Annotated in this window: 23 protein-coding genes and 1 tRNA gene; 22 read left to right on the top strand and 2 right to left on the bottom strand. The window is 65.0% G+C overall.

Annotation, left to right across the window (positions count from 1 at the left end):
* Positions 1-117: 117 nt before the first annotated feature.
* From ribD to hisF, 8 genes are all read left to right on the top strand, one after another.
* Positions 118-1236 (top strand): bifunctional diaminohydroxyphosphoribosylaminopyrimidine deaminase/5-amino-6-(5-phosphoribosylamino)uracil reductase RibD, encoded by a 1119-nt coding sequence (gene ribD, locus ACX80X_RS05900; RefSeq protein ID WP_252600210.1) that lies wholly within the window; start codon positions 118-120, stop codon positions 1234-1236.
* Complete coding sequence (locus ACX80X_RS05905; RefSeq protein ID WP_252609180.1) at positions 1236-1871, top strand: riboflavin synthase; 636 nt, start codon at positions 1236-1238, stop codon at positions 1869-1871. Before ribD ends, ACX80X_RS05905 begins: the two co-directional genes overlap by 1 nt.
* Positions 1868-2584, top strand: coding sequence for a 3,4-dihydroxy-2-butanone-4-phosphate synthase (gene ribB / locus ACX80X_RS05910; protein WP_252609182.1), 717 nt, complete (start codon positions 1868-1870; stop codon positions 2582-2584). Before ACX80X_RS05905 ends, ribB begins: the two co-directional genes overlap by 4 nt.
* 10 nt (positions 2585-2594) lie before the next feature.
* Positions 2595-3326: a GTP cyclohydrolase II gene (gene ribA / locus ACX80X_RS05915; RefSeq protein ID WP_252609206.1), complete on the top strand. Its 732-nt coding sequence runs from the start codon at positions 2595-2597 to the stop codon at positions 3324-3326.
* A 17-nt stretch (positions 3327-3343) separates the two neighbouring features.
* On the top strand, positions 3344-3829 hold the full coding sequence (gene ribH / locus ACX80X_RS05920) for a 6,7-dimethyl-8-ribityllumazine synthase (RefSeq protein WP_252600213.1): 486 nt from the start codon (positions 3344-3346) through the stop codon (positions 3827-3829).
* Positions 3830-3933: 104 nt separating this feature from the next.
* On the top strand, positions 3934-4197 hold the full coding sequence (locus ACX80X_RS05925) for a phosphoribosyl-ATP diphosphatase (RefSeq protein WP_056345618.1): 264 nt from the start codon (positions 3934-3936) through the stop codon (positions 4195-4197).
* A gap of 94 nt (positions 4198-4291) precedes the next feature.
* Entirely contained in the window at positions 4292-5152 is an 861-nt protein-coding gene (gene hisG, locus ACX80X_RS05930; RefSeq protein WP_248761504.1) for an ATP phosphoribosyltransferase, read from the top strand.
* Between the two features lie 58 nt (positions 5153-5210).
* Positions 5211-5987 carry an imidazole glycerol phosphate synthase subunit HisF gene (gene hisF / locus ACX80X_RS05935; protein ID WP_252609184.1) on the top strand — a complete coding sequence of 259 codons (777 nt, stop codon included), beginning with the start codon at positions 5211-5213 and terminating at the stop codon, positions 5985-5987.
* 110 nt (positions 5988-6097) lie between these two features.
* Here the strand turns inward: hisF and ACX80X_RS05940 are convergent, their stop codons facing one another.
* Positions 6098-6742 (bottom strand): TIGR03085 family metal-binding protein, encoded by a 645-nt coding sequence (locus ACX80X_RS05940; RefSeq protein ID WP_058932697.1) that lies wholly within the window; start codon positions 6740-6742, stop codon positions 6098-6100.
* A 135-nt stretch (positions 6743-6877) separates the two neighbouring features.
* Between ACX80X_RS05940 and hisI the strand changes: the two genes are divergently transcribed.
* The 11 genes from hisI (at position 6878) to pyk (ending at position 22165) form a co-directional block, all read left to right on the top strand.
* Positions 6878-7285: a phosphoribosyl-AMP cyclohydrolase gene (hisI, locus tag ACX80X_RS05945; RefSeq protein ID WP_252600214.1), complete on the top strand. Its 408-nt coding sequence runs from the start codon at positions 6878-6880 to the stop codon at positions 7283-7285.
* A 124-nt stretch (positions 7286-7409) separates the two neighbouring features.
* Positions 7410-9011 carry an anthranilate synthase component I gene (locus ACX80X_RS05950; RefSeq protein WP_459311482.1) on the top strand — a complete coding sequence of 534 codons (1602 nt, stop codon included), beginning with the start codon at positions 7410-7412 and terminating at the stop codon, positions 9009-9011.
* On the top strand, positions 9008-9610 hold the full coding sequence (locus ACX80X_RS05955) for a Trp biosynthesis-associated membrane protein (RefSeq protein WP_459311484.1): 603 nt from the start codon (positions 9008-9010) through the stop codon (positions 9608-9610). Before ACX80X_RS05950 ends, ACX80X_RS05955 begins: the two co-directional genes overlap by 4 nt.
* Positions 9611-9728: 118 nt before the next feature.
* Complete coding sequence (locus tag ACX80X_RS05960; RefSeq protein ID WP_252600217.1) at positions 9729-10016, top strand: HGxxPAAW family protein; 288 nt, start codon at positions 9729-9731, stop codon at positions 10014-10016.
* Entirely contained in the window at positions 10016-10837 is an 822-nt protein-coding gene (gene trpC / locus ACX80X_RS05965; RefSeq protein ID WP_459311486.1) for an indole-3-glycerol phosphate synthase TrpC, read from the top strand. The genes ACX80X_RS05960 and trpC overlap by 1 nt, the downstream gene beginning before the upstream one ends.
* 75 nt (positions 10838-10912) lie before the next feature.
* Entirely contained in the window at positions 10913-12319 is a 1407-nt protein-coding gene (gene trpB, locus ACX80X_RS05970) for a tryptophan synthase subunit beta (protein ID WP_252600219.1), read from the top strand.
* On the top strand, positions 12319-13125 hold the full coding sequence (trpA, locus tag ACX80X_RS05975) for a tryptophan synthase subunit alpha (RefSeq protein ID WP_056345641.1): 807 nt from the start codon (positions 12319-12321) through the stop codon (positions 13123-13125). Before trpB ends, trpA begins: the two co-directional genes overlap by 1 nt.
* A 5-nt stretch (positions 13126-13130) precedes the next feature.
* On the top strand, positions 13131-14285 hold the full coding sequence (gene lgt, locus ACX80X_RS05980; protein WP_252600220.1) for a prolipoprotein diacylglyceryl transferase: 1155 nt from the start codon (positions 13131-13133) through the stop codon (positions 14283-14285).
* 263 nt (positions 14286-14548) lie between these two features.
* Positions 14549-19159, top strand: a complete 4611-nt coding sequence (gene gltB / locus ACX80X_RS05985) for a glutamate synthase large subunit (RefSeq protein WP_252609190.1) — start codon at positions 14549-14551, stop codon at positions 19157-19159.
* Positions 19152-20609 (top strand): glutamate synthase subunit beta, encoded by a 1458-nt coding sequence (locus ACX80X_RS05990; protein ID WP_252600222.1) that lies wholly within the window; start codon positions 19152-19154, stop codon positions 20607-20609. Before gltB ends, ACX80X_RS05990 begins: the two co-directional genes overlap by 8 nt.
* Before the next feature lie 71 nt (positions 20610-20680).
* Entirely contained in the window at positions 20681-22165 is a 1485-nt protein-coding gene (pyk, locus tag ACX80X_RS05995; RefSeq protein WP_252600223.1) for a pyruvate kinase, read from the top strand.
* 117 nt (positions 22166-22282) lie between these two features.
* On the opposite strand, the gene ACX80X_RS06000 is transcribed toward pyk, so the two are convergent.
* On the bottom strand, positions 22283-22888 hold the full coding sequence (locus ACX80X_RS06000) for an ANTAR domain-containing response regulator (protein ID WP_056345656.1): 606 nt from the start codon (positions 22886-22888) through the stop codon (positions 22283-22285).
* Between the two features lie 204 nt (positions 22889-23092).
* Here ACX80X_RS06000 and ACX80X_RS06005 point away from each other — a divergent pair.
* The 3 genes from ACX80X_RS06005 to ACX80X_RS06015 all read left to right on the top strand — a co-directional run bounded on the left by ACX80X_RS06005 (position 23093) and on the right by ACX80X_RS06015 (position 26084).
* A tRNA-Leu gene (locus ACX80X_RS06005) sits at positions 23093-23174 on the top strand.
* Positions 23175-23262: 88 nt separating this feature from the next.
* The gene (locus ACX80X_RS06010) at positions 23263-24393 is read left to right on the top strand and encodes a tyrosine-type recombinase/integrase (protein ID WP_459309539.1); all 1131 of its coding nucleotides are present in this window, start codon (positions 23263-23265) and stop codon (positions 24391-24393) included.
* A gap of 575 nt (positions 24394-24968) precedes the next feature.
* Positions 24969-26084, top strand: a complete 1116-nt coding sequence (locus ACX80X_RS06015) for a phosphoribosyltransferase-like protein (protein ID WP_459309540.1) — start codon at positions 24969-24971, stop codon at positions 26082-26084.
* Positions 26085-26132 lie beyond the last annotated feature (48 nt).

Below are 26132 nucleotides of genomic sequence, written 5' to 3' on the forward strand. Positions count from 1 at the left end.
GCCATCGCGGTTCTAGAGGGAAGGAACGACAACACACATGAACCCCTTGCGATGGCTCTTTGAAGCCAGGATTTCCCATGGTCCGGGAACCGAAGCCGCCGAACCGGTGGCTGCCCCATGACCCGGATCGAAACCGTCACGGCGTTCAGCGCCGCCGAAACCGCCGCCATGGACGCAGCGCTGGAAGCAGCCCTTCAGGGCCCGCGCGGAGCGAATCCGCTGGTGGGCGCCGTCGTCATCGATGCTGCCGGCCGCCAGCTGGTGACCGGGTATCACCGCGGCGCCGGCACACCCCACGCGGAAGCGGACGCCATCGCCCAGGCTGAGGCCGCCGGGCTGGACCTGAGCGGCTGCACGATGGTGATCACGCTGGAACCCTGTGACCACAGCGGCCGTACGGGGCCCTGCACCCAGGCGATCATTCGTGCCGGAATCACGGACGTGGTCTACGCCGTCGACGATCCGCACGACCCTGCGGCGGGCGGCGCAGCCACCCTCCGGAACGCGGGCGTCCACGTCCGCAGCGGGCTCGCGGCCAGCCAATCGTTCGAGTTGAACCGTCAGTGGTTCCTGGGAGTGGCCGCACAGCGCCCGTTCGTGACGCTGCACATCGCGCAGACCCTGGACAGCCGGATCGCCGCTGAGGATGGAACGAGCCAGTGGATCTCCTCCCCGGAGTCGCTCGCTGACAACCACGGACTGAGGCGGCGGATCGACGCCATCCTCGTCGGCACGCAGACCGTGCTCGTGGACAATCCCCGGCTGACAGCCCGCGATGCGTCCGGAGCCACAGCGGGCAAGCAACCGCTGCGGGCCGTGATGGGCCTGCGGGACATCCCGGCCGACGCCGCCGTCCGCGGTGACGACGGGAACGTGCTCCACCTGCCCACGCGGGATCCGCGGGAGGCGCTCTCGCTCCTCTACGCGGAAGGAATCCGCCACGTCATGGTGGAAGGCGGCTCACGCATCCTCAGCTCATTCCTGGCCGCCGGCCTTGTGGACGAACTCATTGTCTACCTTGCCCCCACCCTGCTGGGCTCCGGAACTCCCGCCCTCAACGGACTGGGAATCACCACGCTCGCGGATGCCCGGCACTGGGACTGGGACCCCTCCGACGGCGGCGCCGTCCTGACCCTGGGCCGGGACCTGAGGCTGCACCTCCGTCCGGTACCAACCGAAGCTCTTGAACCACACCTATCCCGCGCTGCCGCGGAACCAGCCATGGGAGGCTACTGATGTTTACCGGAATTATTGCCGAACAGGGACAGGTCCTGTCCGTGGAGCGGGACGGCGATGCCAGCGCAACGCTCCGCCTGCGGGCGCCCGGCACTACCGAAGGGCTCGGACTGGGCGGGTCCATCGCCGTCAACGGGGTCTGCCTGACGGCCACCGCCATCGAGGGCAAAGAGTTCAGCGTTGATGTGATGGGCGAAACCCTCGTCCGCAGCACCATCGGCGAACTTGCCGCCGGTGACTCGGTGAACCTTGAGCGCTGTGTCCCTGCCGGCGGCCGGCTGGACGGCCACGTCGTCCAGGGCCACGTCGACGGCGTCGGGCAGCTGCTGGAGCGCGAGGCGCTCGGCAACTGGGAACGCCTCCGGTTCGGTGTGCCGGCCAACCTCGCCCGCTACATCGCGGAGAAGGGCTCCATAGCGATCGACGGCGTCTCGCTCACCGTCACTGCGGTCAGCCCCGCCGCGGAGCCGGAGCCCTGGTTCGAAGTGGGGCTGATCCCCACCACCTTGGCCGAGACCGGCCTGGGGGCCAAGGTGACCGGCAGCAGGGTCAACCTTGAAGTGGACGTGCTGGCCAAATACACCGAACGCCTGCTGGCATTCAGCACCGGCGCAACCACCGGGGGCAAGCGATGAACGCCGCCGTCCGGCTGGAGCCGGCCGCGTCCGCCGGCCCGGTGCCTAGTGCAACCTTCGGACTTGACCCCGTGGAAGATGCCATCCGCGCCATGGCCGCCGGCCGGCCCGTGCTGGTGGTGGACAACGAGGACCGCGAAAACGAAGGCGACATCATCTTCGCCGCACAGCATGCCACCCCTGCCCTCATGGGATGGACCATCCGCTACAGCTCCGGCGTCATCTGCGTCCCCTTGAGCGGGGAGCGCGCCGAGGCCCTGGCACTGCCGCCGATGGTGGCAGTGAACGAGGACGCGAAGGGCACCGCGTACACCGTTTCCTGCGACGCGGCGGTGGGTGTCAGCACCGGAATCTCCGCCACGGACCGGGCCCTCACGGCCCGCGTCCTCGCAGACCCCGGCGCCGGACCGGCGGCCGTGACCAGGCCCGGGCATATTTTCCCGCTCCGGGCAGTTAACGGAGGAGTGCGTGAACGCCCCGGCCACACCGAAGCGGCCGTGGACCTCTGCCGGCTCGCCGGACTGGAGCCAGTGGGCGTGATCGCCGAGGTTGTGCACGACGACGGCGAAATGATGCGGCTCGACGGGCTGCGGAGTTTCGCCGCTGAACATGGATGCCCCCTGATCTCGATTGAGGATCTGGTGGCTTACCTTGAAGCAGGGGCCGGGGCTCCCGCCGACAGTGACACCGGGCCGGACGCCCGGGCGGAGTAGAGGAGTAATGATGACGGCTTCCGGAGTATCGGACAACAGCCACCAGAACGGCCACCACCGGGGGGCGGCCGGCAATGGCCGGGCCCACCACCCCGTGAGCGGCGGTCCCATTGTGCAGCTGCCCACGGCATTTGGCGATTTCATTACCCAGGCGTGGACAGACCTGGTCACGGGCGCCGAGCACCTGGCCGTGAGCTCGCCCAACCCGCCCAGGGAGGGCGTTGCCCCGCTGGTCAGGCTACATTCGGAGTGCCTGACCGGCGACGTCTTCAGCTCCTACCGTTGTGACTGCGGCGAACAGCTGGCGTATGCCCTGGAGCTGATCAACGAGTTCGGCGGCACGTTGCTGTACCTGCGCGGGCAGGAAGGCCGGGGGATCGGGCTGGCCAACAAGATCAAGGCCTATGCCCTCCAGGAAGCGGGCTTTGACACCGTGGAGGCCAACGAGCAGCTGGGACTGCCGGTGGACGCCCGCTGCTACAAGGCGGCCGCCCAGATCCTGGCCGAGATGGGCCTCCACGAGATCCGGCTCCTGAGCAACAACCCGGACAAAAAGAACAGGCTCGCCAAAGCCGGTGTGAAGGTGGTGGAAATGGTGCCCACCGAGGTTCCGTCCCGTGACCAGAACATCCGCTACCTGCAGACCAAAAAGGACCGCATGGAGCACCGGCTGATGCTGGACACCCACGTTGTCACGGTGCCAAGCGGCGCTGCCGACGATTTCGACCACGACCAAAACTGAACGGATCAGATTCACGCATGAGCGGACACGGCGCACCAGATATTGACCTCACCACCCTCAACCCGGCGGAAACGTCGCAGCTGCGGCTGGCCATCGTGGCAGCCAGCTGGCACACCCAGATCATGGACGGACTCCTGGACGGTGCCCTGCGCGCCGCCAAGGACGCGGGCATCAGCGAACCCACCGTACTGCGCGTTCCGGGCGCCTTCGAGCTTCCCGTCGCCGCCGCGCGGCTGGCACGGCACTTTGACGCAGTGGTGGCACTCGGCGTCGTGATCCGTGGCGGCACGCCGCACTTTGAATACGTCTGCCAGGCCGCGACGTCGGGACTGACCGATGTCAGTGTCTCCACCGGCGTGCCGGTGGGCTTCGGCGTGCTGACCTGCGATACGGAGCAGCAGGGACTGGACCGCGCGGGCCTGCCGGGCTCCAGCGAGGACAAGGGCCACGAAGCCGTGACGGCAGCCTTGGCCACCGCTGTCCTCCTCAAGCAGTACACATAGCAGCGGGCGGGCTGCCGGGGGGCGGTGTGTGTTCGCTCACATCGCGCCCGTCATGCAGCGGCCCGAAAGGCGCCCCCGGGCCGGCAGCAAGTAGGCTGTAGGGCGTGAAGAATTTCGAGACGCTGTTCGCTGAACTGAGTGAGAAGGCAGCCACCCGCCCGGCAGGCTCCCGCACCGTCGCTGAATTGGAGTCCGGAGTCCACGGCATTGGCAAGAAAGTCGTGGAGGAAGCAGCCGAAGTGTGGATGGCCGCTGAGTACGAATCCGATGAGGCCACGGCCGAGGAAATCTCCCAGCTGCTCTACCACCTGCAGGTTCTGATGCTCGCTAAAGGCCTGACCCTGGAAGACGTCTACAAGCATCTGTAGCCACTGCGGCACGCGGCGGTCACCAACTGCCGGCCCGTGCCCTGCGTGGCCCGTTTGCCTGATCCACAGACCTCCTAACCAAGAAAGACCCCCCATGCTGCGAGTAGCCGTCCCCAACAAGGGCTCCCTGTCCGAAGCCGCCTCCGCCATGCTGTCCGAAGCGGGCTACCGCCAGCGCCGCGACACCCGCGAGCTGGTCATGATGGACCCGGACAACGACATCGAGTTCTTCTTCCTCCGCCCGCGCGACATCGCTGTCTACGTCGGACGCGGAACCCTCGACGTCGGCATCACCGGCCGCGACCTGCTGCTGGACGCCGAGGTGGAAGCCGAGGAACTGCTGCCCCTGGGCTTCGCTGCGTCCACGTTCCGCTTCGCCGGACCGGTGGGCGACTTCGCCACAGCAGAAGAGCTTGAAGGAAAACGCCTCGCCACCAGCTACGACGGACTGCTCCGCGGCTACCTCGCCGAGCGGGGCATCAACGCCAAGGTGGTCCGGCTCGACGGCGCCGTGGAGTCTTCAGTACGCCTCGGCGTAGCTGATGCCATCGCCGACGTCGTGGAAACGGGCAACACCCTCAAGGCCGCCGGGATGGAAATCTTCGGCGAGCCGATCCTCAAATCGGAAGCGGTCCTGATCCGCCGCACGGGCGAAGGCGGAGCCGCGAACGGCACCGCCAAGGAGATTGAAGTCCTGATCCGCCGCCTGCAGGGCGTCCTCGTGGCACGCCAGTACGTGCTCATGGACTACGACATCCGCAAGGAACTCGTGGAACAGGCCGCCGCACTGACTCCCGGCCTGGAATCACCCACCGTCTCACCGCTGCGCGACTCCGACTGGGTGGCCGTCCGGTCCATGGTTCCGAAGAAGGAAACCAACCGGATCATGGATGAGCTCTACGACCTCGGCGCCCGCGCCATCCTGGTCAGCAGCATCCACGCCTGCCGTATCTGAGCATCCCGCCCGCTTCACGCCGCGCCGCAGAACCCACCCGAGAATTCCAGGAGTCCCCATGGCTGTAGCTGTACGAGTCATCCCCTGCCTCGACGTCGACGCCGGGCGCGTTGTGAAGGGCATCAACTTCGAGGGGCTCCGCGACGCGGGTGACCCGGTGGAGCTGGCGCACCGGTACGACAATGCGGGCGCCGACGAGCTGACGTTCCTCGATGTCACGGCGTCCTCAGGCAACCGCGAAACCACCTTCGACGTGGTCCGCCGCACGGCCGAGGAGGTCTTCATCCCGCTGACCGTGGGCGGCGGTGTCCGCGGTGTTGCCGAGGTGGACAAGCTCCTGCGTTTCGGCGCGGACAAGGCTTCCATCAACACGGCCGCCGTTGCCCGGCCGGACGTCATCAACGAAATCAGCCGGCATTTCGGTTCGCAGGTGCTGGTCCTGTCCGTGGACGCCCGCCGGACCCGCCCCGGGTCCCAGCTCACGCCGTCGGGCTTTGAAGTGACCACCCACGGCGGCCGCACTGGTACAGGGATCGACGCCATCGAGTGGGCCAGGGAAGCTGCCGACCGCGGTATCGGGGAAATCCTGCTCAACTCCATCGACGCCGACGGCACCAAGGACGGCTTCGACCTGGAACTGATCCGGCTCGTCCGGGCAGCCGTGAAAGTGCCGATCATCGCCTCAGGCGGGGCCGGCGAACCGGCCCACTTCCCGCCGGCCGTCGCCGCCGGAGCGGACGCCGTGTTGGCAGCGTCGATCTTCCACTGGGGCCCGGACAACATGATGTCCCAGGTCAAGCAGGCTATCCGCGACGCAGGCTTCGAAGTCCGCTAAGTGGGATCTCGCTCCCCACCCGCCCCCTATTCTCGCAAGCTCGAACAGGGAACCCGGCGGGCGTGGGCCCAGGCTCGATCACCGATTCCGGTGGTTTAGCTTGTCGAAACCTAGAGGCCGACTTCAGCCGACTGGAGCAGGGCGACGGCGTCCGGCTGGCCTTCGAAGGTGACCAGGGCGTGGCGGGTCCGGCCGTGGGCGTGCATCAGCAGTTCACCCGGCTCACCAACGATCGCCACCGAAACCGGTGCCCGCTTGGCGACGTGCCGCGGCCCGGACGGGCGCACCAGCACAATGCCAAGGTCGACGCCACGGTAAAGGATGGCTGCCCGCTTGATCAGTTCGTCCCAGAGGGCGTCCGAGTAGGCCTCGTCGAGGGCGCGCGGCGCCCAGCGGTCCACAGCCCGGCGGATGTCCTCGGTGTGGACGAAATATTCGATCAGGTTGGAGCTCTCGTCCAATGCCTTGATGTTCATGGGGGACAAAGCCGGCGGGCCACCACGGAAGGTGTTCACGAGGCCGGTGTAGTCGTCAGCGGTTTTCAGCTTCGCCGCGAGCTTGGCGGTGGCCTTGTCCGAAGCCTTGGACAGGCGCTTGATGATGAGGCCAAGCCCTACGGCAGCCTTGCGTTCGCGAAGGTAAAGGTGCGCGGCAAGGTCCCTGGTGCGCCAGCCTCTACAGAGGGTGGGGGCATCAGGGCCGGCCGCCAGCAGGGTTTCGGCCAGGACTTCTCGGGACGGTTCGACGAAATGCATCACTTGTGAAACTAGCACGAGAGCAGGGAAGTTGGGCAGCAGAACCGCCAGCCGATAGGTGCCCTTGTTCACACACTGTTTGTATGCCCGTTGGTGCATATTAGGGGCCGCTGATGAGGCACTAGACTTGGTCTGATGTCTGAACAGCCCGCCTCCGCACCCGTAATAGTCCCGGCCCCTACCACAAGCCCGCTTCCGCACACTGTTGCGGCCGCGCTGAAGCGCGACGGCGCCGGGCTGGTTGCAGCGGTGGTCCAGCAGTTCGACACCCACGAAGTGCTGATGCTGGGCTGGATGGACGATGAAGCCCTGCACCGCACCATGACCAGCGGCCGGGTCACCTTCTACTCCCGTTCCCGCCAGGAATACTGGCGCAAGGGGGACACCTCCGGCCACGTCCAGTGGGTCAAGTCGGTTGCCCTGGACTGCGACGGCGATGCGCTCCTGATCCGCGTGGACCAGGTCGGCGCGGCGTGCCACACCGGCACCCGGACCTGCTTCGACGGCAGGGACCTGGATGTCCAGACCGGCGAGGCACTCTGACCCACGGCCCTTGGGCGGAAGACCTGCCCGCAGACACACACTTTTGGCAGCATAAGACTGGCGCCGTTCCACACCCGGCGACATTCACGAGGCGACACACAAGAACAGGCGGCGAAGCATAGCCATGCAGGACCTTGGAATCATCAGCCCGGGCCTCGAGGAGTTCCGCGAACTCGCCGGCAGCAGCCGGGTCATCCCCGTCACGCTCAAAGTGCTGGCGGACGCGGAGACCCCTATCGGCCTCTACCGGAAGCTGGCCCAGGGCCAGCCCGGCACGTTCCTGATGGAGTCCGCGGCGGTGGGCGGCACGTGGTCGCGGTACTCCTTTATTGGCGCGAAGTCCCGGGCAACCCTGACCACCAAGGACGGCCAGGCGCACTGGCTGGGCCAGCCCCCTGCCGGCGTGCCCCTGGACGGCAATCCCGTGGATGCCATCCGCGACACCATCGAAGCACTGCGGACCAGCAGGTTTGACGGACTGCCGCCGTTCACCTCCGGCCTAGTCGGCTTCCTGGGCTGGGAGACGGTCCGCCACTGGGAACGGCTGACCAGCCCGCCGGAGGATGATCTCCACCTGCCCGAGATGGCGCTGAACCTGGTGACGGACATGGCCGTGCACGACAACCATGACGGCACGGTGCTGCTGATCGCCAACGCCATCAACTTCGATGGCAGCAACGACCGCGTGGACGAGGCCTGGGAAGATGCCGTGGCCCGGGTCAAGGCCCTCCTGACCACGATCAGCACACCAGTGGCCCAGCCGGTTTCCGTGCTGGAACCCGCCGCCCTGGATTTCGCCTCCAGCGTCGAGGAACGGTGGGACGAACCCTCCTACCTGGCCGCCCTTGACCGCGGCAAGGAAGCCATCGTGGACGGTGAAGTGTTTCAGGTGGTGATTTCACGCCGCTTCGAAATGGAGTGCGGCGCCTCACCCCTGGACGTGTACCGCGTCCTGCGCAACACCAACCCCAGTCCGTACATGTACATCTTCAGCCTCGAGGACGCCGACGGCCGGGAGTACTCGATCGTTGGGTCCTCGCCCGAGGCCCTGGTGACGGTGACCGGCGAAGAAGTCATCACCCACCCCATTGCCGGTTCGCGGCCCCGCGGCAAGACGGTGGAGGGAGACAAAGCCCTCGCCGAGGAGCTGCTGGCCGACCAGAAGGAACGTGCCGAACACCTGATGCTCGTGGACCTCTCCCGCAACGACCTGTCCAAGGTCTGCGTGGCGGGAACCGTGGACGTCACGCAGTTCATGGAGGTGGAGCGGTTCAGCCACATCATGCATCTGGTCTCCACCGTGGTGGGCAAGCTGTCCCCGGACGCCAACGCCTACGACGTCCTGAAGGCGACCTTCCCCGCGGGCACTCTGTCCGGTGCCCCGAAGCCCCGGGCTCTGCGCCTGCTGGACGAGCTTGAACCCCACCGCCGCGGCATCTACGGCGGCGTGGTGGGTTACCTCGACTTTGCCGGCGACATGGACATGGCCATTGCCATCCGCTCGGCCCTTCTCCGCGAAGGCCGCGCCTACGTCCAGGCCGGGGGAGGCATCGTGGCGGACTCGGTGAACCCCACAGAAGCCTTGGAGACCGTGAACAAGGCGGCCGCTCCGCTCCGGGCCGTACACACCGCCGGATCGCTGCACAACATCGCGGCGGAATCGCTCCCCGGCACCTCTCACATCAGCGACGCCGGCACCGCCGGGGAAAGCCAGGCCGCCGAATGACGGCGGCCTGGGCCAGGAAGTCCACACTGGTACTGCTGATCGCCGTCCTTGCGCTGGCCGTCTTCGGGACCACCACCCAGACCTGGATCACCGTCACCCTGGACGCCAATCAGGTGGGCCAGGCGGCAGGGGACCAGAACACCCTTCCGGTCCAGGGCAGCAAGGCCGCCACCACGGTGACAGCCCTGGCCTTGGTGGCCCTGGCGGGCGGACTGGCAGCGTCCATCGCCGGAAAGTTCGCGCGGTGGGTCATCACCGCCATCATCTTGTTGGCCTCCGTGGGCATCATTGCCGCGGCCGCCACGGTGCTGGCTGACCCGCTGGGCGCCGCGCAGGGCTCCATCGCCGCTGCCACCGGGGTCACCGGCGGGAACGCGGAAGCGGCTGCTACCGCATTCCCGGTCCTCGCCGTCGTCGCCGGTGCCCTGCTGGCGCTGGCGGCGTTGCTGATCATCCCCGCTGGCCGGCACTGGAAGTCGCGGACCAAATATGACGCAGCCACATACGGGGGGCCCGCCGGCAGTACGGCGGCCGCCACCGGTCCCGTGGACGAGATCGACAGCTGGGACCGGCTCTCGCGCGGCGACGATCCCACCTGAACCCCCGCTCGCAGCCAAACCCGAGCAGCCCGCTAAAACCTGAGCCCGGTCTGCCGATGGGCAGGTCACGGCCAAAAAATGGCAGAATGTAAGCAGTATTCATCCCGAGGAGATTCACATGAGCAAAGCACCCGCTTCCGTATCGAAATCAGGCACCCGGACCGTTGCCCCCGGCGTCGTTGACCACAGCCAGGAACTTGGCCACGGCAACAGCCCGGCGGCCTGGACCTGCGTGATCGTTATGCTGGTCGGCGCCCTCATCGCGTCCATCGCCTTTGTCATCGCCAACACCCCCATCTTCATCGCCGGCGCAGCCGTGATGGTCCTCGGCCTGGTCCTTGGCTACATCATGCGCAAGGCGGGCTACGGCGTCGAAGGCAGCAAGCTGAAGAGCTCCGGCCACTGATGGCGACTGTTCTCGACGACATCAATGCCGGTGTCTGGGAGGATATGGAGGCCAGGAAGCGCCTCGTTTCGCTGGCGGAACTGAAGGACCTGGCCGCGGCGGCGGCACCCGCCCGGGACGCCTGGTCGGCCCTCGGCGGCACCGCGGTGCAGCGGGACCAGTTCAAGGTCATCGCGGAAATCAAGCGGCGCAGCCCGTCCAAGGGCGACCTCGCCAGCATCGTGGATCCGGCAGCGCTGGCAGAGCAGTATGCCGACGGCGGCGCAGCCGTGATCAGCGTCCTCACCGAACAGCGGCGCTTCAACGGCTCCCTCGCGGACCTGGACGCCGTCCGTGCCCGCGTGGACGTTCCGCTGCTCCGCAAGGATTTCACCCTCGATGAGTACCAGATCTGGGAGGCCCGCGCCCACGGCGCGGACCTGATCCTGCTCATCGTGGCGTCGCTCTCCGACAGCCAGCTCCGGGAGTTCAGCGCCCTCAGCCGCGAACTCGGCATGAACGTGCTTGTGGAGACGCACACCGAAGAGGAGATCGAACGTGCAGTGGCGGCTGAGGCGCGCATCATCGGCGTCAACGTGCGCAACCTGAAGACGCTCGACGTCGACCGTTCAGTTTTCGCCTCCCTCGCCGGACTGATTCCGGCCCAAGCACTGGTCATCGCCGAATCCGGTGTGCGCGGCGTGGACGACGTGACGCATTACGCCGCCAACGGCGCCAACGCCATCCTGGTGGGCGAGGCACTGGTCAGCGACGCAACGCCGCGTGAGCGGATCGCCGAATTCACGGCGGCCGGCGCTGCCGCCATCGCCGCCCGGGCCTAGTCCGGGCACCCGCCGGGCCTGGCGCCGGCGGCACAACACTTCCGAACGACCAACTTGAACAGGACGGTGAGACTGATGGTTGACGCACCCTCAGAAAACGCTGACAACAACGCTGCGGACGCTTTCCTGCAGGGCGGCTCCCTCAAGCACGCCCCGGGGCCATACTTCGGCGGCTACGGCGGGCGTTGGATGCCTGAATCGCTGATCGCCGCCCTGGACGAGCTCGAAGACACCTTTGAAAAGGCCAAGGCAGATCCCGAATTCCTGGCCCAGCTCTCCGATCTGAACAAGAACTACTCCGGCCGTCCCTCGCTGCTGACCGAAGCCAAGCGGTTCTCCGAGCACGCCGGCGGCGCCCGGATTTTCCTCAAGCGCGAGGACCTCAACCACACCGGATCCCACAAGATCAACAACGTCCTGGGCCAGGCCCTGCTGGCCAAGCGCATGGGCAAAACCCGCGTGATCGCCGAGACCGGCGCCGGGCAGCACGGCGTTGCCAGCGCCACCGCCGCCGCGCTCCTCGGCCTGGAATGCGTTGTCTACATGGGCGCCGAAGACTGCCGCCGGCAGGCACTGAATGTCGCCCGGATGCAGCTGCTCGGCGCCACCGTGGTGCCCGTGGTGAATGGTTCCCAGACCCTCAAGGACGCCATCAACGACGCCCTCCGGGACTGGGTCAGCAACGTCGACAACACGCACTACCTATTGGGCACCGCTGCCGGGGCGCATCCGTTCCCGGCCATGGTCCGCTTCTTCCACGAGGTCATCGGCGAGGAAGCCCGCGCCCAGATCCTGGAGCAGACCGGCAAACTGCCCGACGCCGTCTGCGCCTGCATCGGCGGCGGTTCGAACGCGATCGGCATCTTCCACGGATTCCTGGATGATCCGTCCGTGAAGATCTACGGCTTTGAAGCCGGCGGCGACGGCGTGGAAACCGGCCGGCACGCAGCCACCATCACCCTTGGCAAGCCGGGCGTCCTGCACGGCGCACGTTCCTACCTCATGCAGGACGACGACGGGCAGACCATCGAGTCGCACTCGATTTCCGCAGGCCTGGACTACCCGGGCGTTGGCCCGGAGCACGCCTACCTGGCCGACATCGGACGCGTCAGCTATGAGCCCATCACCGACAGCGAAGCAATGGACGCGTTCAAGCTGCTCTGCCGGACGGAGGGGATCATCCCCGCCATCGAATCCTCACACGCCCTCGCGGGTGCCATCAAGGTTGGGAAGCGCCTCACCGAAGGCAGTGCCGACCCGTCCGAAACGGTGGTCATTGTGAACCTTTCCGGCCGCGGCGACAAGGACGTTGAGACCGCCGCGGAATGGTTTGACATGCTCGACGAGGAGGGCAAGGTCAAGGGCACCAACCTGTCCACCCGCAAGCCCAAGGGCCCTGCCGACAGGGCGGAAACTGAAGCCGTTCCCGCCACAGCTGCTACTGCCACCAATGCTGCGGACAACAACGAGGACCAGAACTGATGACTGAACAGACGGCCAGCAAGTCCGCCGCCGCCATCGACCGTGCGCGGGACGCCGGGCGCTCAGCGCTCGTGTGCTACCTGCCTGCCGGGTACCCGGACGTCCAGGCCACTATCGACGCCGGCATTGCCATGGCGAAGAACGGTGCCGACCTGATCGAAATCGGCATTCCGTACTCGGATCCTGTTATGGACGGCCCGGTAATCCAGGCCGCCACCACCGAGGCGATCGCCAACGGATTCCGGGTCGAGAGCGTCTTTGACGTTGTCGCCGGCATCACGGCAGCCACCGACGTCGCCGTGCTGGTGATGACCTATTGGAATCCCGTGGTCCGGATGGGTGTGGACGAGTTCTCGCGCCGGCTGGCCGAGGCCGGGGGAGCAGGGCTCATCACGCCTGACCTCATCCCGGACGAAGCATCGGAATGGTTCGCCGCCTCGGACAAGTACGGACTGGACCGCGTGTTCCTCGTGGCGCCGTCCTCCACCCCGGAGCGCCTGGCCATGACGGTCAAGGCAAGCCGCGGCTTTGTGTATGCCGTCTCCATCATGGGCGTGACGGGGACCCGCCAGGCCGTCAGCAGCAGCGCGGAGAAGCTCGTGGCCGACACGCACGCCGCCGGCGCCGAACGCGTCTGCGTGGGACTCGGTGTCTCCAACGCCAGCCACGTCCGCGAGATCGCAGCATACGCAGACGGTGTCATCGTTGGCACCGCGCTTGTTGCCGCCATCCGTGACGGGGGAGTCCCCGCCGTCGCCGACCTCACCCGGGACCTGAGCGCCGGACTCGTCAGGGAAGAAGCCTAACCACCATGCAGATCCTCCTTCAGGCCGCCGCCCTGGTGCCGGCCAGCATCCCCAGCCCGGACTGGTCCGGCTTCGACATCCCGCTGCCGTGGGGGACTCTGCGGATCCACGCCTATGCCCTGTGCATCCTCGCCGGGATCATCGTGGGCCTGTGGCTCACGTCCGTCAGGTGGGCCCGCCGCGGCGCGCCCGAAGGCAGCGTCTGGGACATCGTCATCTGGGCGATTCCCTTCGGCATCATCGGCGGCCGGCTCTACCACGTGGTTTCGTCCCCGGACGCCTACTTCGGGCCCGGCTTCGACGGGACCGGGGACCTGTGGCTCATCCCGCAGATCCAGCGTGGCGGACTGGGCATCTGGGGTGCCGTGGTTCTGGGCGTCCTGGGCGCCTGGATCGGCTGCCGCCGGTCCGGCGTGAAACTCACCGCCTTCCTGGACGCCGCGGCGCCCGGACTGCTGCTGGCCCAGGCCGTTGGCCGCTGGGGAAACTACTTCAACCAGGAACTCTTCGGCGGGCCCACCACCCTGCCTTGGGGCCTGCAGATTGATGCGGATAATCCCAACTTCCCGGCCGGAGTGCCGGTGGATACCCTTTTCCACCCCACGTTTCTTTATGAGTCACTCTGGAACATCGCCGGTGTGCTCATCCTGCTTGCACTCGACCGCCGATTCCACTTCCGCCGTGCCCGGCTCTTCTGGCTCTACGCCATGTACTACACCCTGGGCCGGGTCTGGATCGAAGCGATGCGGATCGACGACGCCGAACAGATCAACCTGTTCGGGATAACCACCAGGCTCAACGTCTGGACCAGCATCTTTGTCTTTGTGGCAGCACTCATCGTGTTCGTCCTCCTGGGATTGAAGGGCCGCCCGGAACCGGACACTCCCTTCCTGGCGGGCCGCGAGCCGGCAGCAGTCGAGGACGTGGACGCTGCGGGGGAAGAAGAGGCACCGGTCCGCGATGCGGACTCTTCTGTCTCGGATAGTGAATCGCGTGATAATCTCCCACATAACCAAAATGGTGCCCGGATCCCTTCCACCCCAACGGAAGAGGAACCGGCATTCCGGGACGGCGACAAGCCCGTAACGGAGTCGCCGGTAACCGGAAGTTCCCGCCACAAGGCAACGGAATCCGCGCCGGAGGCTGGCACGAACAAGTAGGACGCCAGCACGGCAGGGTAGCAGAGTCAACACTCGGAGCGCCCACATACCACAGCGTCGTGGCAACAGGGCCCATCCGGCCAGCAGACAGCAGCTGGCCGGTCAAGTCCGGGTCACGGGCCTGCGTAACTCTTCGTTCAGCAGGCCGGTCTGGCCTACAATTTCCAGTAAATAACACTTTGTTGTGCCCATCACATCGGCGCTTACAAGGCGGGCCAACGGTGTCCCTTCCATACGCACGATCTCGAGGAAGGACGTCTTCAATGACCCATCTTCATAGCCCACGTTGGTCCGAAAAAATAGGATCGCAGGGCCCCGTCTCCCCGTTCAAGCGCTTTGCCGCGCTGCCCGAGGCCCGGGGTCTGTACAACCCAGAGAACGAAAAAGACGCCTGTGGCCTGGCGATCATCGCCACGCTCCGCGGCGAGCCCGGCTACGACATTGTCGACGCCGCGCTGACCGCGCTCCGCAACCTGGAGCACCGCGGTGCTGTGGGTGCCGACGAGGGAACCGGTGACGGCGCCGGCCTGCTGATGCAGATCCCGGACGAGTTCTTCCGCGCCGTCACAGAATTCGAACTCCCCGCACCGGGCCAGTTTGTTGCGGGTACCGCCTTCCTGCCTGCCGAGCAGCGCGAAGCCGACGCCGCCAAGGCCGGCATTGAAGGTCTTGCCGCCGATGAAGGCCTGACCGTGCTCGGCTGGCGAGAAGTGCCCATCGTCGCAGACCTCGTGGGCGCCATGGCCCGCGCCTGCATGCCCTACTTCTCACAGCCCTTCCTTGCCTCGGCAACCGGCGAGGAACTGGACCGCAACGAGCTCGACTCACGCGCCTGGCGGATCCGCAAGCGTGCCCAGAACAAGTTCGGCGTGTACTTCCCGTCACTGTCCTCGCGCACCATCGTCTACAAGGGCATGCTCACCACGGCCCAGCTGGAGCCGTTCTACCCCGATCTCTCGGACAAGCGTTTCAAGACCAAGCTGGCGATCGTCCACTCGCGCTTCTCCACCAACACGTTCCCGTCCTGGCCGCTGGCCCAGCCGTTCCGCACCATCGCCCACAACGGTGAAATCAACACCGTCAAGGGCAACCGGAACTGGATGCGCGCCCGTCAGTCCCAGCTCGCCAACCCACTGCTGGGTGACTCCCCGGAAGAGCTGTACCCCATCTGCACCCCCGGCGCGTCAGACTCCGCGTCCTTCGACGAAGTCGCCGAGCTGCTGTGGCTCTCCGGCCGCCCCATCACGCACTCGATCATGATGATGATCCCCGAGGCCTGGGAAAACCACGCCACCATGGATCCGGCACGGCGGGCGTTCTACGAATACCACTCCCTGCTCATGGAACCGTGGGACGGCCCCGCGGCCGTCTCCTTCACCGACGGCAACCTCGTCGGCGCCACCCTGGACCGCAACGGCCTGCGCCCCGGACGCTACTGGATCACCGAAGACGGGCTGATCATCTTCGCGTCCGAGGTGGGCGTGATCGACGTCGAACCCTCCAAGGTGGTCAAGAAGGGCCGGGTTTCCCCGGGCAAAATGTTCCTCGTGGACACCGACGCCGGCCGCATCATCGACGACGAAGAGGTCAAAGCCGAGGTCGCTGCCGCGAACCCTTGGGCCGAGTGGGTCAAGGACAACCTGATCGACCTCAAGGACCTCCCCGAGCGCGAACACGTGGTTCACACCGCCGCGTCCGTCAACATCCGCCAGCGGACCTTCGGGTACACCACCGAAGAGCTCAAGATCCTGCTCGGCCCGATGGCCCGCACCGGCGCCGAGCCGCTGGGTGCCATGGGCTCCGACACCCCGATTGCAGTGCTCTCCAAGCGTCCCCGGCTGCTCTTTGACTACTTTGTGCAGTCCTTCGCGCAGGTCACCAACCCGCCGCTGGACGCCATCCGTGAAGAGCTGGTCACGTCGCTGACGTGCGCCATCGGCCCGAACGGCAACCTCTTGGACACCAAGCAGGTCCGCCAGCCGCAGGTCATGCTGCCGTTTCCCGTGATCAACAACGACCAGCTCGCCAAGATCGCCAACATCGAAACGCCCGACGGCGACCGCGTGGCCATGAAGGTCCGTGGCCTCTACCGCCCCGAAGGTGGCGAGAACGCCCTGCGTGCCCGGCTCACCGAGATCTGCGAGCAGGTGTCCGGCGCGATCAACCGCGGCGTGCAGTACGTTGTGCTGTCCGACCGTGACTCGAACGCGCAGTGGGCGCCGATTCCTTCGCTGCTCCTGGTCAGCGCCGTGCACCATCACCTGCTGCGCAGCGCCAACCGCACCAAGACCGCCCTGGTGGTCGAGGCCGGCGACGTCCGCGAGACGCACCACGTGGCTGTCCTGATCGGCTACGGCGCCTCCGCCGTGAACCCGTACCTGGCCATGGAATCCGTGGAGCAGCTGATCACCGCCGGTGACGTTGTTGGGGTTACCCCGCAGGACGGCGTCTACAACCTGATCAAGGGCCTCGGCAAGGGCGTCCTGAAGATCATGTCCAAGATGGGCATCTCCACTGTTGCGTCCTACACCGGTGCGCAGACGTTCGAGGCCCTGGGCCTCGGACAGGAACTGGTGGACGAGTTCTTCGCCGGCACGCACTCCCAGCTGGGCGGCGTGGGCCTGGACGTTATCGCCGCCGAAGTTTCGGCGCGGCACCAGATGGCCTACCCGGAAGGCGGCATCGAATTGCCGCACCGCCCGCTCCTGGGCGGCGGCGAGTACCAGTGGCGCCGCGACGGCGAGCCGCACCTGTTCAACCCGGAGACCGTCTTCCGCCTCCAGCACGCCACGCGTGAGCGCCGCTACGACATTTTCAAGGCGTACACCAAGGGCGTGGATGACCAGTCCGAGAACCTGATGACCCTGCGCGGGCTGCTCAAGTTCAAGAACGACCGTCCCGCTGTTCCGTTGGAGGAAGTGGAGCCCGTCTCCAGCGTTGTGAAGCGTTTCTCCACCGGCGCCATGAGCTACGGGTCCATCTCCAAGGAAGCCCACGAGACCCTCGCGATCGCCATGAACCAGTTGGGCGGGAAGTCCAACACCGGTGAAGGCGGCGAGGACGTGGACCGCCTGCTGGACCCGAAGCGCCGTTCTGCCGTCAAGCAAATCGCGTCGGGCCGGTTCGGCGTCACCAGCCTGTACCTGACCAACGCTGACGACATCCAGATCAAGATGGCCCAGGGTGCCAAGCCCGGCGAGGGCGGCCAGCTGATGGCGCAGAAGGTGTACCCATGGGTTGCCCGGACGCGCCACTCGACGCCCGGCGTCGGCCTGATTTCACCGCCCCCGCACCACGACATCTACTCGATCGAGGACCTCGCGCAGCTCATCTATGATGCGAAGCGCGCCAACCCCTCGGCCCGTGTGCACGTCAAGCTCGTCTCCGAAGTGGGGATCGGCACTGTGGCGTCGGGTGTCACCAAAGCGAAGGCCGACGTCGTACTGGTCTCCGGCCACGACGGAGGGACCGGCGCGTCCCCGCTGAACTCGCTCAAGCATGCGGGTGTGCCGTGGGAGCTGGGGCTCGCGGAGACGCAGCAGACGCTGATGCTCAACGGCCTGCGCGACCGTGTAGTGGTCCAGGTGGACGGCCAGCTCAAGACCGGCCGCGACGTCGTTATCGCCGCGCTGCTCGGCGGCGAGGAATTCGGTTTCGCCACCGCCCCTCTGGTGGTGGAAGGCTGCATCATGATGCGCGTCTGCCACCTGGATACCTGCCCGGTGGGCGTCGCAACGCAGAACCCCGAACTGCGGGCCCGCTTCACCGGCAAGCCCGAATTTGTGGTCAACTTCTTCGAATTCCTGGCCGAGGAAGTCCGCGAGATCCTCGCGGAACTCGGCTTCCGGAGCATCGAGGAGGCGATCGGCCACGCCGAGGTGCTGGATGCCCGCGAAGCGATCAACCACTGGAAGGCCGACGGCCTGGACCTGGACCCGATCCTGCACGGACTCGAGTTCGACGACGACGCTCCGCTGCGCAACATGACCTCGCAGAACCACGAACTGGACAAGCACTTTGACCAGCGGCTGATCACCATGGCCACGGAAGCGCTGACTGACCGCAGCCCCGTGAAGATCGCGGTGGACGTGATTAACACGGACCGCTCCGTGGGCACCATGCTTGGCCACACGGTGACCAAGACGTTCAGCACGGACGTGCTGGCGCCGGACACCATCGACATCACCCTGACCGGTACCGCGGGACAGTCGCTGGGCGCCTTCCTGCCCGCCGGCATCACGCTGCGCCTCTTCGGTGACTCGAACGACTACGTGGGCAAGGGCCTTTCCGGCGGGCGGATCATCGTCCGGCCGGACCGCACCAACGTGTTCAAGGCCGAAAGCAACGTCATTGCCGGCAACGTGATCGGCTACGGTGCCACCAGCGGCGAGATGTTCCTGCGCGGCCAGGTGGGCGAACGCTTCATGGTCCGCAACTCCGGAGCCACCGCAGTTGTCGAAGGCATCGGCGACCACGGCTGCGAGTACATGACCGGCGGGCAGACGCTGATCATCGGCCGCACCGGACGCAACTTCGGCGCCGGAATGTCCGGCGGTACCGCCTACGTGCTGGACCTGCAGACCACCCAGGTCAACAAGGACGCCCTGCAGTCCGGCGAACTCCAGCTCGTTGAACTCGACGCCGAAGACAGGGACATTGTCCACGGCCTGCTGGTGAAGCATGTCGAGGAAACGGAATCGCTCCACGCGGCGCGGTTGCTGGAGAACTTCGACGATACTGCTGCCCGCATTACCAAAGTGCTGCCGCGCGATTACGCGGCAGTCCTGCAAACCCGTCTGGACGCCATTGAAGAGGGCCTTGACCCTGATGGCGAAGAAGTATGGGCTCGAATCCTGGAGGTGACCGGTGGCTGATCCACGCGGATTTCTTAAAGTACGCCAGCGTGAAACCCAGCCGCGCCGCCCCGTTCCGGTCCGCATCATGGACTGGAAGGAAGTCTATGAGGCCCAGGAAAAGGGTGTCCTGAAGGCCCAGGCCGGCCGCTGCATGGACTGCGGCGTGCCGTTCTGCCACCAGGGCTGCCCGCTGGGCAACCTCATCCCCGAGTGGAACGATCTCACCTGGCGGGACAAGGGCGAGGAAGCGATTGAGCGGCTGCACGCCACCAACAACTTCCCCGAGTGGACCGGCCGGCTTTGCCCGGCGCCGTGTGAGGCGTCCTGTGTGCTGGGGATCAACCAGCCTGCGGTCACCATCAAGCAGGTTGAAGTGTCCATCATCGACGAAGCGTTCGAAAACGGCTGGGTTAACCCGCTGCCTCCGACGCGACTGACCGGAAAGACCGTTGCCGTCGTCGGCTCCGGGCCTGCCGGCCTGGCCGTGGCGCAGCAGCTGACCCGGGTGGGGCACACCGTTGCGGTGTACGAGCGTGACGACAAGATCGGCGGCCTCCTCCGCTACGGCATCCCCGACTTCAAGATGGAAAAGGAGCAGGTGGACCGCCGCGTTGAGCAGATGAAGGCGGAAGGCACCCGCTTCCGCACCGGCGTCGCTGTGGGTACCGACGTGACGTGGGAGCAGCTGCGACGCCGCTACGACGCCGTCGTGGTTGCCACCGGCGCCACCGTCCCGCGGGACCTGCCCATCCCGGGCCGTGACTTCGAAGGCGTGCACTTTGCCATGGATTACCTGGTGCCGGCCAACCGCGTTGTCGCGGGGGAGACGGTGGAGAACCAGATCCACGCCAAGGGCAAGCACGTGGTGATCCTGGGCGGCGGCGATACCGGTGCTGACTGCCTCGGTACTGCGCACCGCCATGGAGCCGCATCCGTGACCACCCTGGCCATCGGCAAACAGCCGCCGGCCGAACGCGCCGGGCACCAGCCCTGGCCCACGTTCCCCACCCTGTTCGAAATGGCCAGCGCCCACGAGGAAGGCGGCGAACGCACGTACCTCGCCTCCACCGTGGAGTTTGTCGGCGAGAACGGCAAGCTTACCGGCGTCAAGGTTGCCGAAACGGAATTCGTTGACGGTAAGCGGCTCCCGAAGGCCGGCACCGAACGGATCATCCCGGCGGACCTGGTCTTCCTGTCGCTGGGCTTCACCGGAGCCGAGCCTGCTGGCATCACCGAGCAGGTCAGCGCCGAATTCGACGGGCGCGGCAACGTGACCCGCGACGGGTACTACATGACCAACACGGAGGGCATCTTCGTGGCCGGCGACGCCGGACGCGGGCAGTCGCTTATCGTATGGGCCATCGCTGAGGGCCGGGCCTGTGCGGCCGCCGTGGACAAGTTCCTCATGGGCAGCACCATCCTGCCGGCGCCGGTGGCTCCGACGGACCGGGCCATCGCGGTTCTCTGACAGCCGTCAGTTCGCCGCGGATTAACCTCCACAACAACTTAACCAATGCAGGACGCTACTAGGGTAGGTATATGAGACGCGCTAAGATTGTGGCCACTTTTGGCCCGGCAATTGCCAGCTTTGAGAACACCCTCGCGGTGTTGGAAGCCGGTGTGGATGTTGCCCGGATGAACATGAGTCACGGTGACTACACCGTGCATGACAACACCTACGAGAATGTCCGCAAGGCAGCAGCCCAGCTGAGCAAGCCTGTGGCCATTATGGCTGACCTGCAGGGCCCCAAGATCCGTCTTGGGCGCTTCGTGGACGGCCCGCACGCCCTCGCCGAGGGTGACATCTTCACCATCACCACCGAAGACGTTCCGGGCACCAAGGAGATCTGCTCCACCACGCTGAAGAGCCTCACCGAGGACGTCAACGTGGGGGATGCCCTGCTGATCGACGACGGCAAGGTGGCCCTGCGGGCGATCGAGGTCGACGACGTCAAAGTCGTTACAGAGGTAACCGTCGGCGGGATGGTGTCCAACAACAAGGGCATCAACCTTCCCGGCGTTGCGGTCAACGTGCCGGCGCTGAGTGAAAAAGATGAGGACGATCTCCGCTGGGCCATGCGCCGCGGTGTTGACATGGTTGCACTGTCGTTCGTTCGCGACGCCTCGGACATCACCCGTGTGCACGAGATCATGGACGAAGAAGGCCGCCGTGTGCCGGTCATCGCCAAGATCGAAAAGCCGCAGGCAGTGGACCAGCTCCACGAGATCATTGACGCCTTTGACGCCATCATGGTGGCCCGTGGCGACCTCGGGGTGGAACTTCCGCTCGAGGAAGTGCCGATCGTGCAGAAGCGCGCCATCGAACTGGCACGCCGCTGGGCGAAGCCGGTCATCGTGGCCACGCAGGTCCTCGAATCCATGATCGACAACCCGCGCCCCACCCGTGCAGAGGCCTCCGACTGCGCCAACGCCGTGCTCGACGGTGCAGACGCCGTTATGCTCTCCGGCGAGACCAGCGTGGGCAAGTACCCGATCGAAACCGTCAAGGTCATGGCCAGGATCATCGAATCCACCGAGGTCCACGGCCTGGAACGCGTTCCGCCGCTGGGCACCAAGCCCAAGACCCGTGGCGGCGCCATCACCCGCGCCGCCGTCGAAATCGCCGACCAGCTGGATGCAAAGTACATCTGTACATTCACCCAGTCCGGCGACTCCGCGCGCCGCCTGTCGCGTCTGCGCCCCATCAGGCCGGTATTCGCGTTCACTCCGTTGGAGCACGTGTGGAACCAGCTGGCGCTGACCTGGGGCATCCAGCCGGTGCTGGTTCCCATGGTGGGCCATACTGACGAGATGACCGCGCAGGTTGACCGCAGCCTGCTCGAAATGAAACTCGTCGAAGACGGTGACCTGGTGATCATTGCCGCCGGGTCCCCTCCCGGAAAGGCTGGTTCCACCAACTCGCTGAAGGCGCACAGGGTGGGCGACTTTGCAGACGCCGGCAGCCTGGGCGACGCCGGCGAAGGTGCCCCCAGGGAGAAGCTCGGCCCCTGGCCAACGGCATAGCAACCTAAAAGGAAGGACCCCTGCCAGTTTGGCAGGGGTCCTTTTCTTTGCTCCGGTGATTGTGCTTGTCCGGTGATTGAGCTTGTCGAAATCCCGACAGGCTCAATCCAGAATCTTTTAGTTGACCTGGTTGATAATGGTTTCGGCAACCTCGCGCATGCTGAGGCGGCGGTCCATGGAGGTCTTCTGGATCCAGCGGAAAGCCTCCGGCTCCGTCAGGCCCATCTTGGTGGTCAGCAGGCTCTTGGCGCGCTCGACGAGCTTGCGGGTGGCGAACTGCTCCTGCAGGTCCGATACTTCGCTTTCGAGGGCCTTGATTTCCTCGTGGCGGGAGAGCGCAATTTCCAGGGCCGGGATGAGGTCGGCCGGGGTGAAGGGCTTGACCACGTAGGCCATGGCGCCGGCATCGCGGGCGCGCTCCACAAGTTCCTTCTGGCTGAAAGCCGTCAAAAGGACCACGGGGGCGATGCGGGCCTTGACGATCTTCTCGGCTGCGGTGATGCCATCCATAATCGGCATCTTGACGTCCATCAGGACGAGGTCCGGCTTGAGTTCCTCGGCGAGCTGCACGGCCTTCTCGCCGTTGTCTGCTTCGCCCACCACGTCATAGCCTTCGCCGCGCAGGATCTCGATGATGTCGAGTCGGATGAGGGTTTCATCCTCGGCCACAATGACGCGGCGCGCCGGCTGGGACGTGGGTTTTGACTCCGTTTGTTCAGTCACGGGATCTCCTTGGAAAGGTACGGCGGGAACATCACCATCTTAGGTGCGCCCGCGGCCGTAGTTTGATCTGCATGGTCTATTGCGGCGTCAGCGGCGCGATTCTGGAATTCAGCCTATCTGCATGTAGAGTAATTCCGCGTACGTGAAGCGATCGCGTTGCTCACAATCAGCTGTGGGCGTACCGGTTTGCACAGCGTATTCCGCGCCCGAGTGGCGGAATTGGCAGACGCGCCGCACTCAAAATGCGGTATCGAAAGGTGTGTGGGTTCGAGTCCCACCTCGGGCACAGTGTTTCCGCAGGTCAGAGGGGTTTTAGGCCTCTGAGTGTGCACAAAAACTCGATTTCTGTGCACACGAAGCCTAGAATTTTGGGTATGGCCAGCATTTGGGAACGAAAAAAATCGGACGGATCCACGTCCTATACGGTCCGCTGGCGGAACCCCGAGACGCGAAAGCAAGAGGGGATCACCCTCGCCACTTCGGCTGAGGCCCTCACGCTTAAGCGCCTCCTCGACGCCAACAACCAATCATTTGAGATTGCCCAGCACGCGATGCTTGCGAACCAATCCAAAGCGCCCACCGTGGCGGCCGTGATTCAAGAGCACCTCGACCTTCTTGTTCGGCCCTCCGTCGGCACAGTGCACACGTATCAGACCATGTTGAAGCTGCACATCGCCGACGTCATTGGGCATATCCCAGTGGACAAGCTTGACTACCGGCACCTGACTTACTGGATCAAATCGATGCAGTCCAAAGGCAGGTCTCCCAAAACCATCAAGAACAACCATGGCCTGATCTTCGCGGCCATGGAGACGGCCATCCGGCTCGGCTACCGGAAGGACAATCCGTGCCGAGGGGTCCAACTCCCATCAGGCGAAAAAGCAGAGGATGAGGCCAGATTCCTGACGCACGGCGAATTCGGCCTGATTCTGGAGGGCATGGGGGAGCGATACAAGGCATTCACTGAATTCTTGGTCATGACGGGCACGCGCTTTGGTGAAGCAACAGCGGTGACTGTTGCCGACGTAGACCTGATGTCCAAGCCGGCCACTATGCGGATCAACAAGGCATGGAAGCGTGGTGTTGACTCCGAGTACTACATCGGCGCGACAAAGACGGGTGCCGGCAAGAGGACGGTCTCGCTTAATCCGCGTCTGGTCGAAATCCTGATTCCCTTGGTTGCCAGTCGGCCTGGCTCAGAACTGCTGTTCACCACGCCCAAAGGCGAGCGTATTGTTCACAAGCTGTATTGGCACCACTACTGGGTGCCTGCGGTGGAAGCGGCGCAGGCCCTCGGGCTGAAGAAGTCGCCCAGGATTCACGACCTGCGCCACACACATGCTTCCTGGCTGATTCAGGATGGTGTATCGCTCTTCACCGTCTCAAGGCGGCTGGGGCACGCATCAACGAGAACGACGGAGCAGGTGTATGGGCACTTGATGCCGCAGGCCCTTCAGGATGCTGCGGACGCCACGGAGCGCGCGATCACGGGGTTCGTGCGCTGACACTTGCGTCATCCCTGTTGTGATCTGGGTTGCTGGTATCCGACCGGCGCGAGACGCCGCCGCGCTCTGGTTCCGATCAGTCGTTCCTGAGGGGACGACCCGGCATGAACCGGGACCTCCCGGAGGCGGGCGATCTCCCCGATGTGCTCCGACGTGAAGACGATCTTTCCCTTCCCCCAACAAACATGCGGGAAGCGACCGTTCGCGGCCCCTTCCCGCAACCACGCCTCAGTGCAATGCATGAGGGCTGCCGCTTCCGCCGGCTCGTAAAACTCCAGGTCCATTGGAACTCCTAGGTGGCGTAGTTCGCTTGGAAGTTCATCGATGATGGACCTGCTTTGACATGATCGGCAGCGGATTCGCCGAGCAGCGCAGAAAACCGTATTCAGGGTCATATCTGCGAATTAGGAGCAGGCACCTCCATAGGTGCCCGATGTCTCGTCGACGGATCTGCGTGTCTCCGACCCGCGCACGCCTGCTTGCGAACGGGTGATATGAAGTCTCGAAGTCGTGCTGAGGTACGGTGTAACGACGCGAATCGGTTTGTCGCCATAAGTCCATCGTGGGGGAGTTGAATGAAGGCGCTTCTTGCTGAACAGTTGCTGGCAGAGGTTACGGGGATCAAGGATCTCACGCGATTGAGCGACGTGACGCAGCGGCTCCGCACTTTGGCGGACATCAAGTATGACGACTATGGCGGATACACACCGGGAGTTCGGTTCATCGAATCGCTGGCCGTGTGGCTCAGTGAATTCAACCCAAGTGACCGTGAGACCGCCCTTGACTTTGTGTTGCATCGCCTTGCCTACATTTCAGCCACAGAACTCGATCATCTGGTCTCGACCGTATATAAAGACATGCTGCGACCGAGGCTGCTCCGGATCGCCGCGAATATGTTAGGCGAGCCTTCATGGGCTGTTAGGAAGATCGCTAGCTCACCAGAATTCTTGGCACTTCAACGCCAAACGCTAGTTCTGGGCATGAGCGATGGGGCCCGATTGGATAAGCTGCGTCGCGCCAGTCTTCTCTCTACCGAACAGTTCCATTTGGTCTCAACCGTCGATAAAGAAAAGGCCGATGATATGAGTTCGAAGCTCGCTGCTGCGCTCACGTCCATGGGTTGGCTTGGCGAAGCGAAATTCAGCTCCGTGATAGTTGTTGATGATTTTTCTGGTAGCGGAATGACGATGCTCAGACCTGGGGTCGATGGATGGAAGGGCAAATTGCCCAAGATAATCAGCCACGTGGCTGATCTCAAGTCGCGTGGCGTAGTAGCAGACGATGCGCGAGTAATCGTTTTGCTCTATCTGCTTACTAAGCAAGCTAAGTCCCAATTGACCGCACGGATGAACGAGGCAGGCTTTACCGAACCGGAGGTGTCGTTGATTGCAGCGCACACATTCGACGATGACTTCCCACTGACGGAAGACGCTGATAAAGAATTTTGGAAGCTATGCTCAGACTACTTTCGCGAATCGTGGGACAACGAGCACTCTGGGCTTGGCGGCGACTTGTCCCACGGATTTGGGGGAAGCGCCCTGCCTCTGGTGATCCATCACAATGCCCCGAACAACTCCCCGCCGATACTTTGGAAGGACGAATCCATCGAAAGTAGCGGGAATAGCGATTCTGCCCGTCAATGGATTGGCGTGTTTCCTCGCCATGAACGCCACCACCCGGGCAGGCCATAGTGGTCGTAGGTAACCCCTTTCGTTTACGCTACACGGAGCAACAGCGTG

It is taken from the genome of Pseudarthrobacter sp. MDT3-1 (assembly GCF_054510755.1).

Excerpts from the sequence above, each read along its gene's own strand:
- ribD (WP_252600210.1), top strand. The coding sequence starts at position 118 with ATGACCCGGATCGAAACCGTCACGGCGTTCAGCGCCGCCGAAACCGCC.
- ACX80X_RS05905 (WP_252609180.1), top strand. The coding sequence starts at position 1,236 with ATGTTTACCGGAATTATTGCCGAACAGGGACAGGTCCTGTCCGTGGAG.
- ribB (WP_252609182.1), top strand. The coding sequence starts at position 1,868 with ATGAACGCCGCCGTCCGGCTGGAGCCGGCCGCGTCCGCCGGCCCGGTG.
- ribA (WP_252609206.1), top strand. The coding sequence starts at position 2,595 with ATGACGGCTTCCGGAGTATCGGACAACAGCCACCAGAACGGCCACCAC.
- ribH (WP_252600213.1), top strand. The coding sequence starts at position 3,344 with ATGAGCGGACACGGCGCACCAGATATTGACCTCACCACCCTCAACCCG.
- hisG (WP_248761504.1), top strand. The coding sequence starts at position 4,292 with ATGCTGCGAGTAGCCGTCCCCAACAAGGGCTCCCTGTCCGAAGCCGCC.
- hisF (WP_252609184.1), top strand. The coding sequence starts at position 5,211 with ATGGCTGTAGCTGTACGAGTCATCCCCTGCCTCGACGTCGACGCCGGG.
- ACX80X_RS05940 (WP_058932697.1), bottom strand. The coding sequence starts at position 6,742 with ATGCATTTCGTCGAACCGTCCCGAGAAGTCCTGGCCGAAACCCTGCTG.
- hisI (WP_252600214.1), top strand. The coding sequence starts at position 6,878 with ATGTCTGAACAGCCCGCCTCCGCACCCGTAATAGTCCCGGCCCCTACC.
- ACX80X_RS05950 (WP_459311482.1), top strand. The coding sequence starts at position 7,410 with ATGCAGGACCTTGGAATCATCAGCCCGGGCCTCGAGGAGTTCCGCGAA.
- ACX80X_RS05955 (WP_459311484.1), top strand. The coding sequence starts at position 9,008 with ATGACGGCGGCCTGGGCCAGGAAGTCCACACTGGTACTGCTGATCGCC.
- ACX80X_RS05960 (WP_252600217.1), top strand. The coding sequence starts at position 9,729 with ATGAGCAAAGCACCCGCTTCCGTATCGAAATCAGGCACCCGGACCGTT.
- trpC (WP_459311486.1), top strand. The coding sequence starts at position 10,016 with ATGGCGACTGTTCTCGACGACATCAATGCCGGTGTCTGGGAGGATATG.
- trpB (WP_252600219.1), top strand. The coding sequence starts at position 10,913 with ATGGTTGACGCACCCTCAGAAAACGCTGACAACAACGCTGCGGACGCT.
- trpA (WP_056345641.1), top strand. The coding sequence starts at position 12,319 with ATGACTGAACAGACGGCCAGCAAGTCCGCCGCCGCCATCGACCGTGCG.
- lgt (WP_252600220.1), top strand. The coding sequence starts at position 13,131 with ATGCAGATCCTCCTTCAGGCCGCCGCCCTGGTGCCGGCCAGCATCCCC.
- gltB (WP_252609190.1), top strand. The coding sequence starts at position 14,549 with ATGACCCATCTTCATAGCCCACGTTGGTCCGAAAAAATAGGATCGCAG.
- pyk (WP_252600223.1), top strand. The coding sequence starts at position 20,681 with ATGAGACGCGCTAAGATTGTGGCCACTTTTGGCCCGGCAATTGCCAGC.
- ACX80X_RS06010 (WP_459309539.1), top strand. The coding sequence starts at position 23,263 with ATGGCCAGCATTTGGGAACGAAAAAAATCGGACGGATCCACGTCCTAT.
- ACX80X_RS06015 (WP_459309540.1), top strand. The coding sequence starts at position 24,969 with ATGAAGGCGCTTCTTGCTGAACAGTTGCTGGCAGAGGTTACGGGGATC.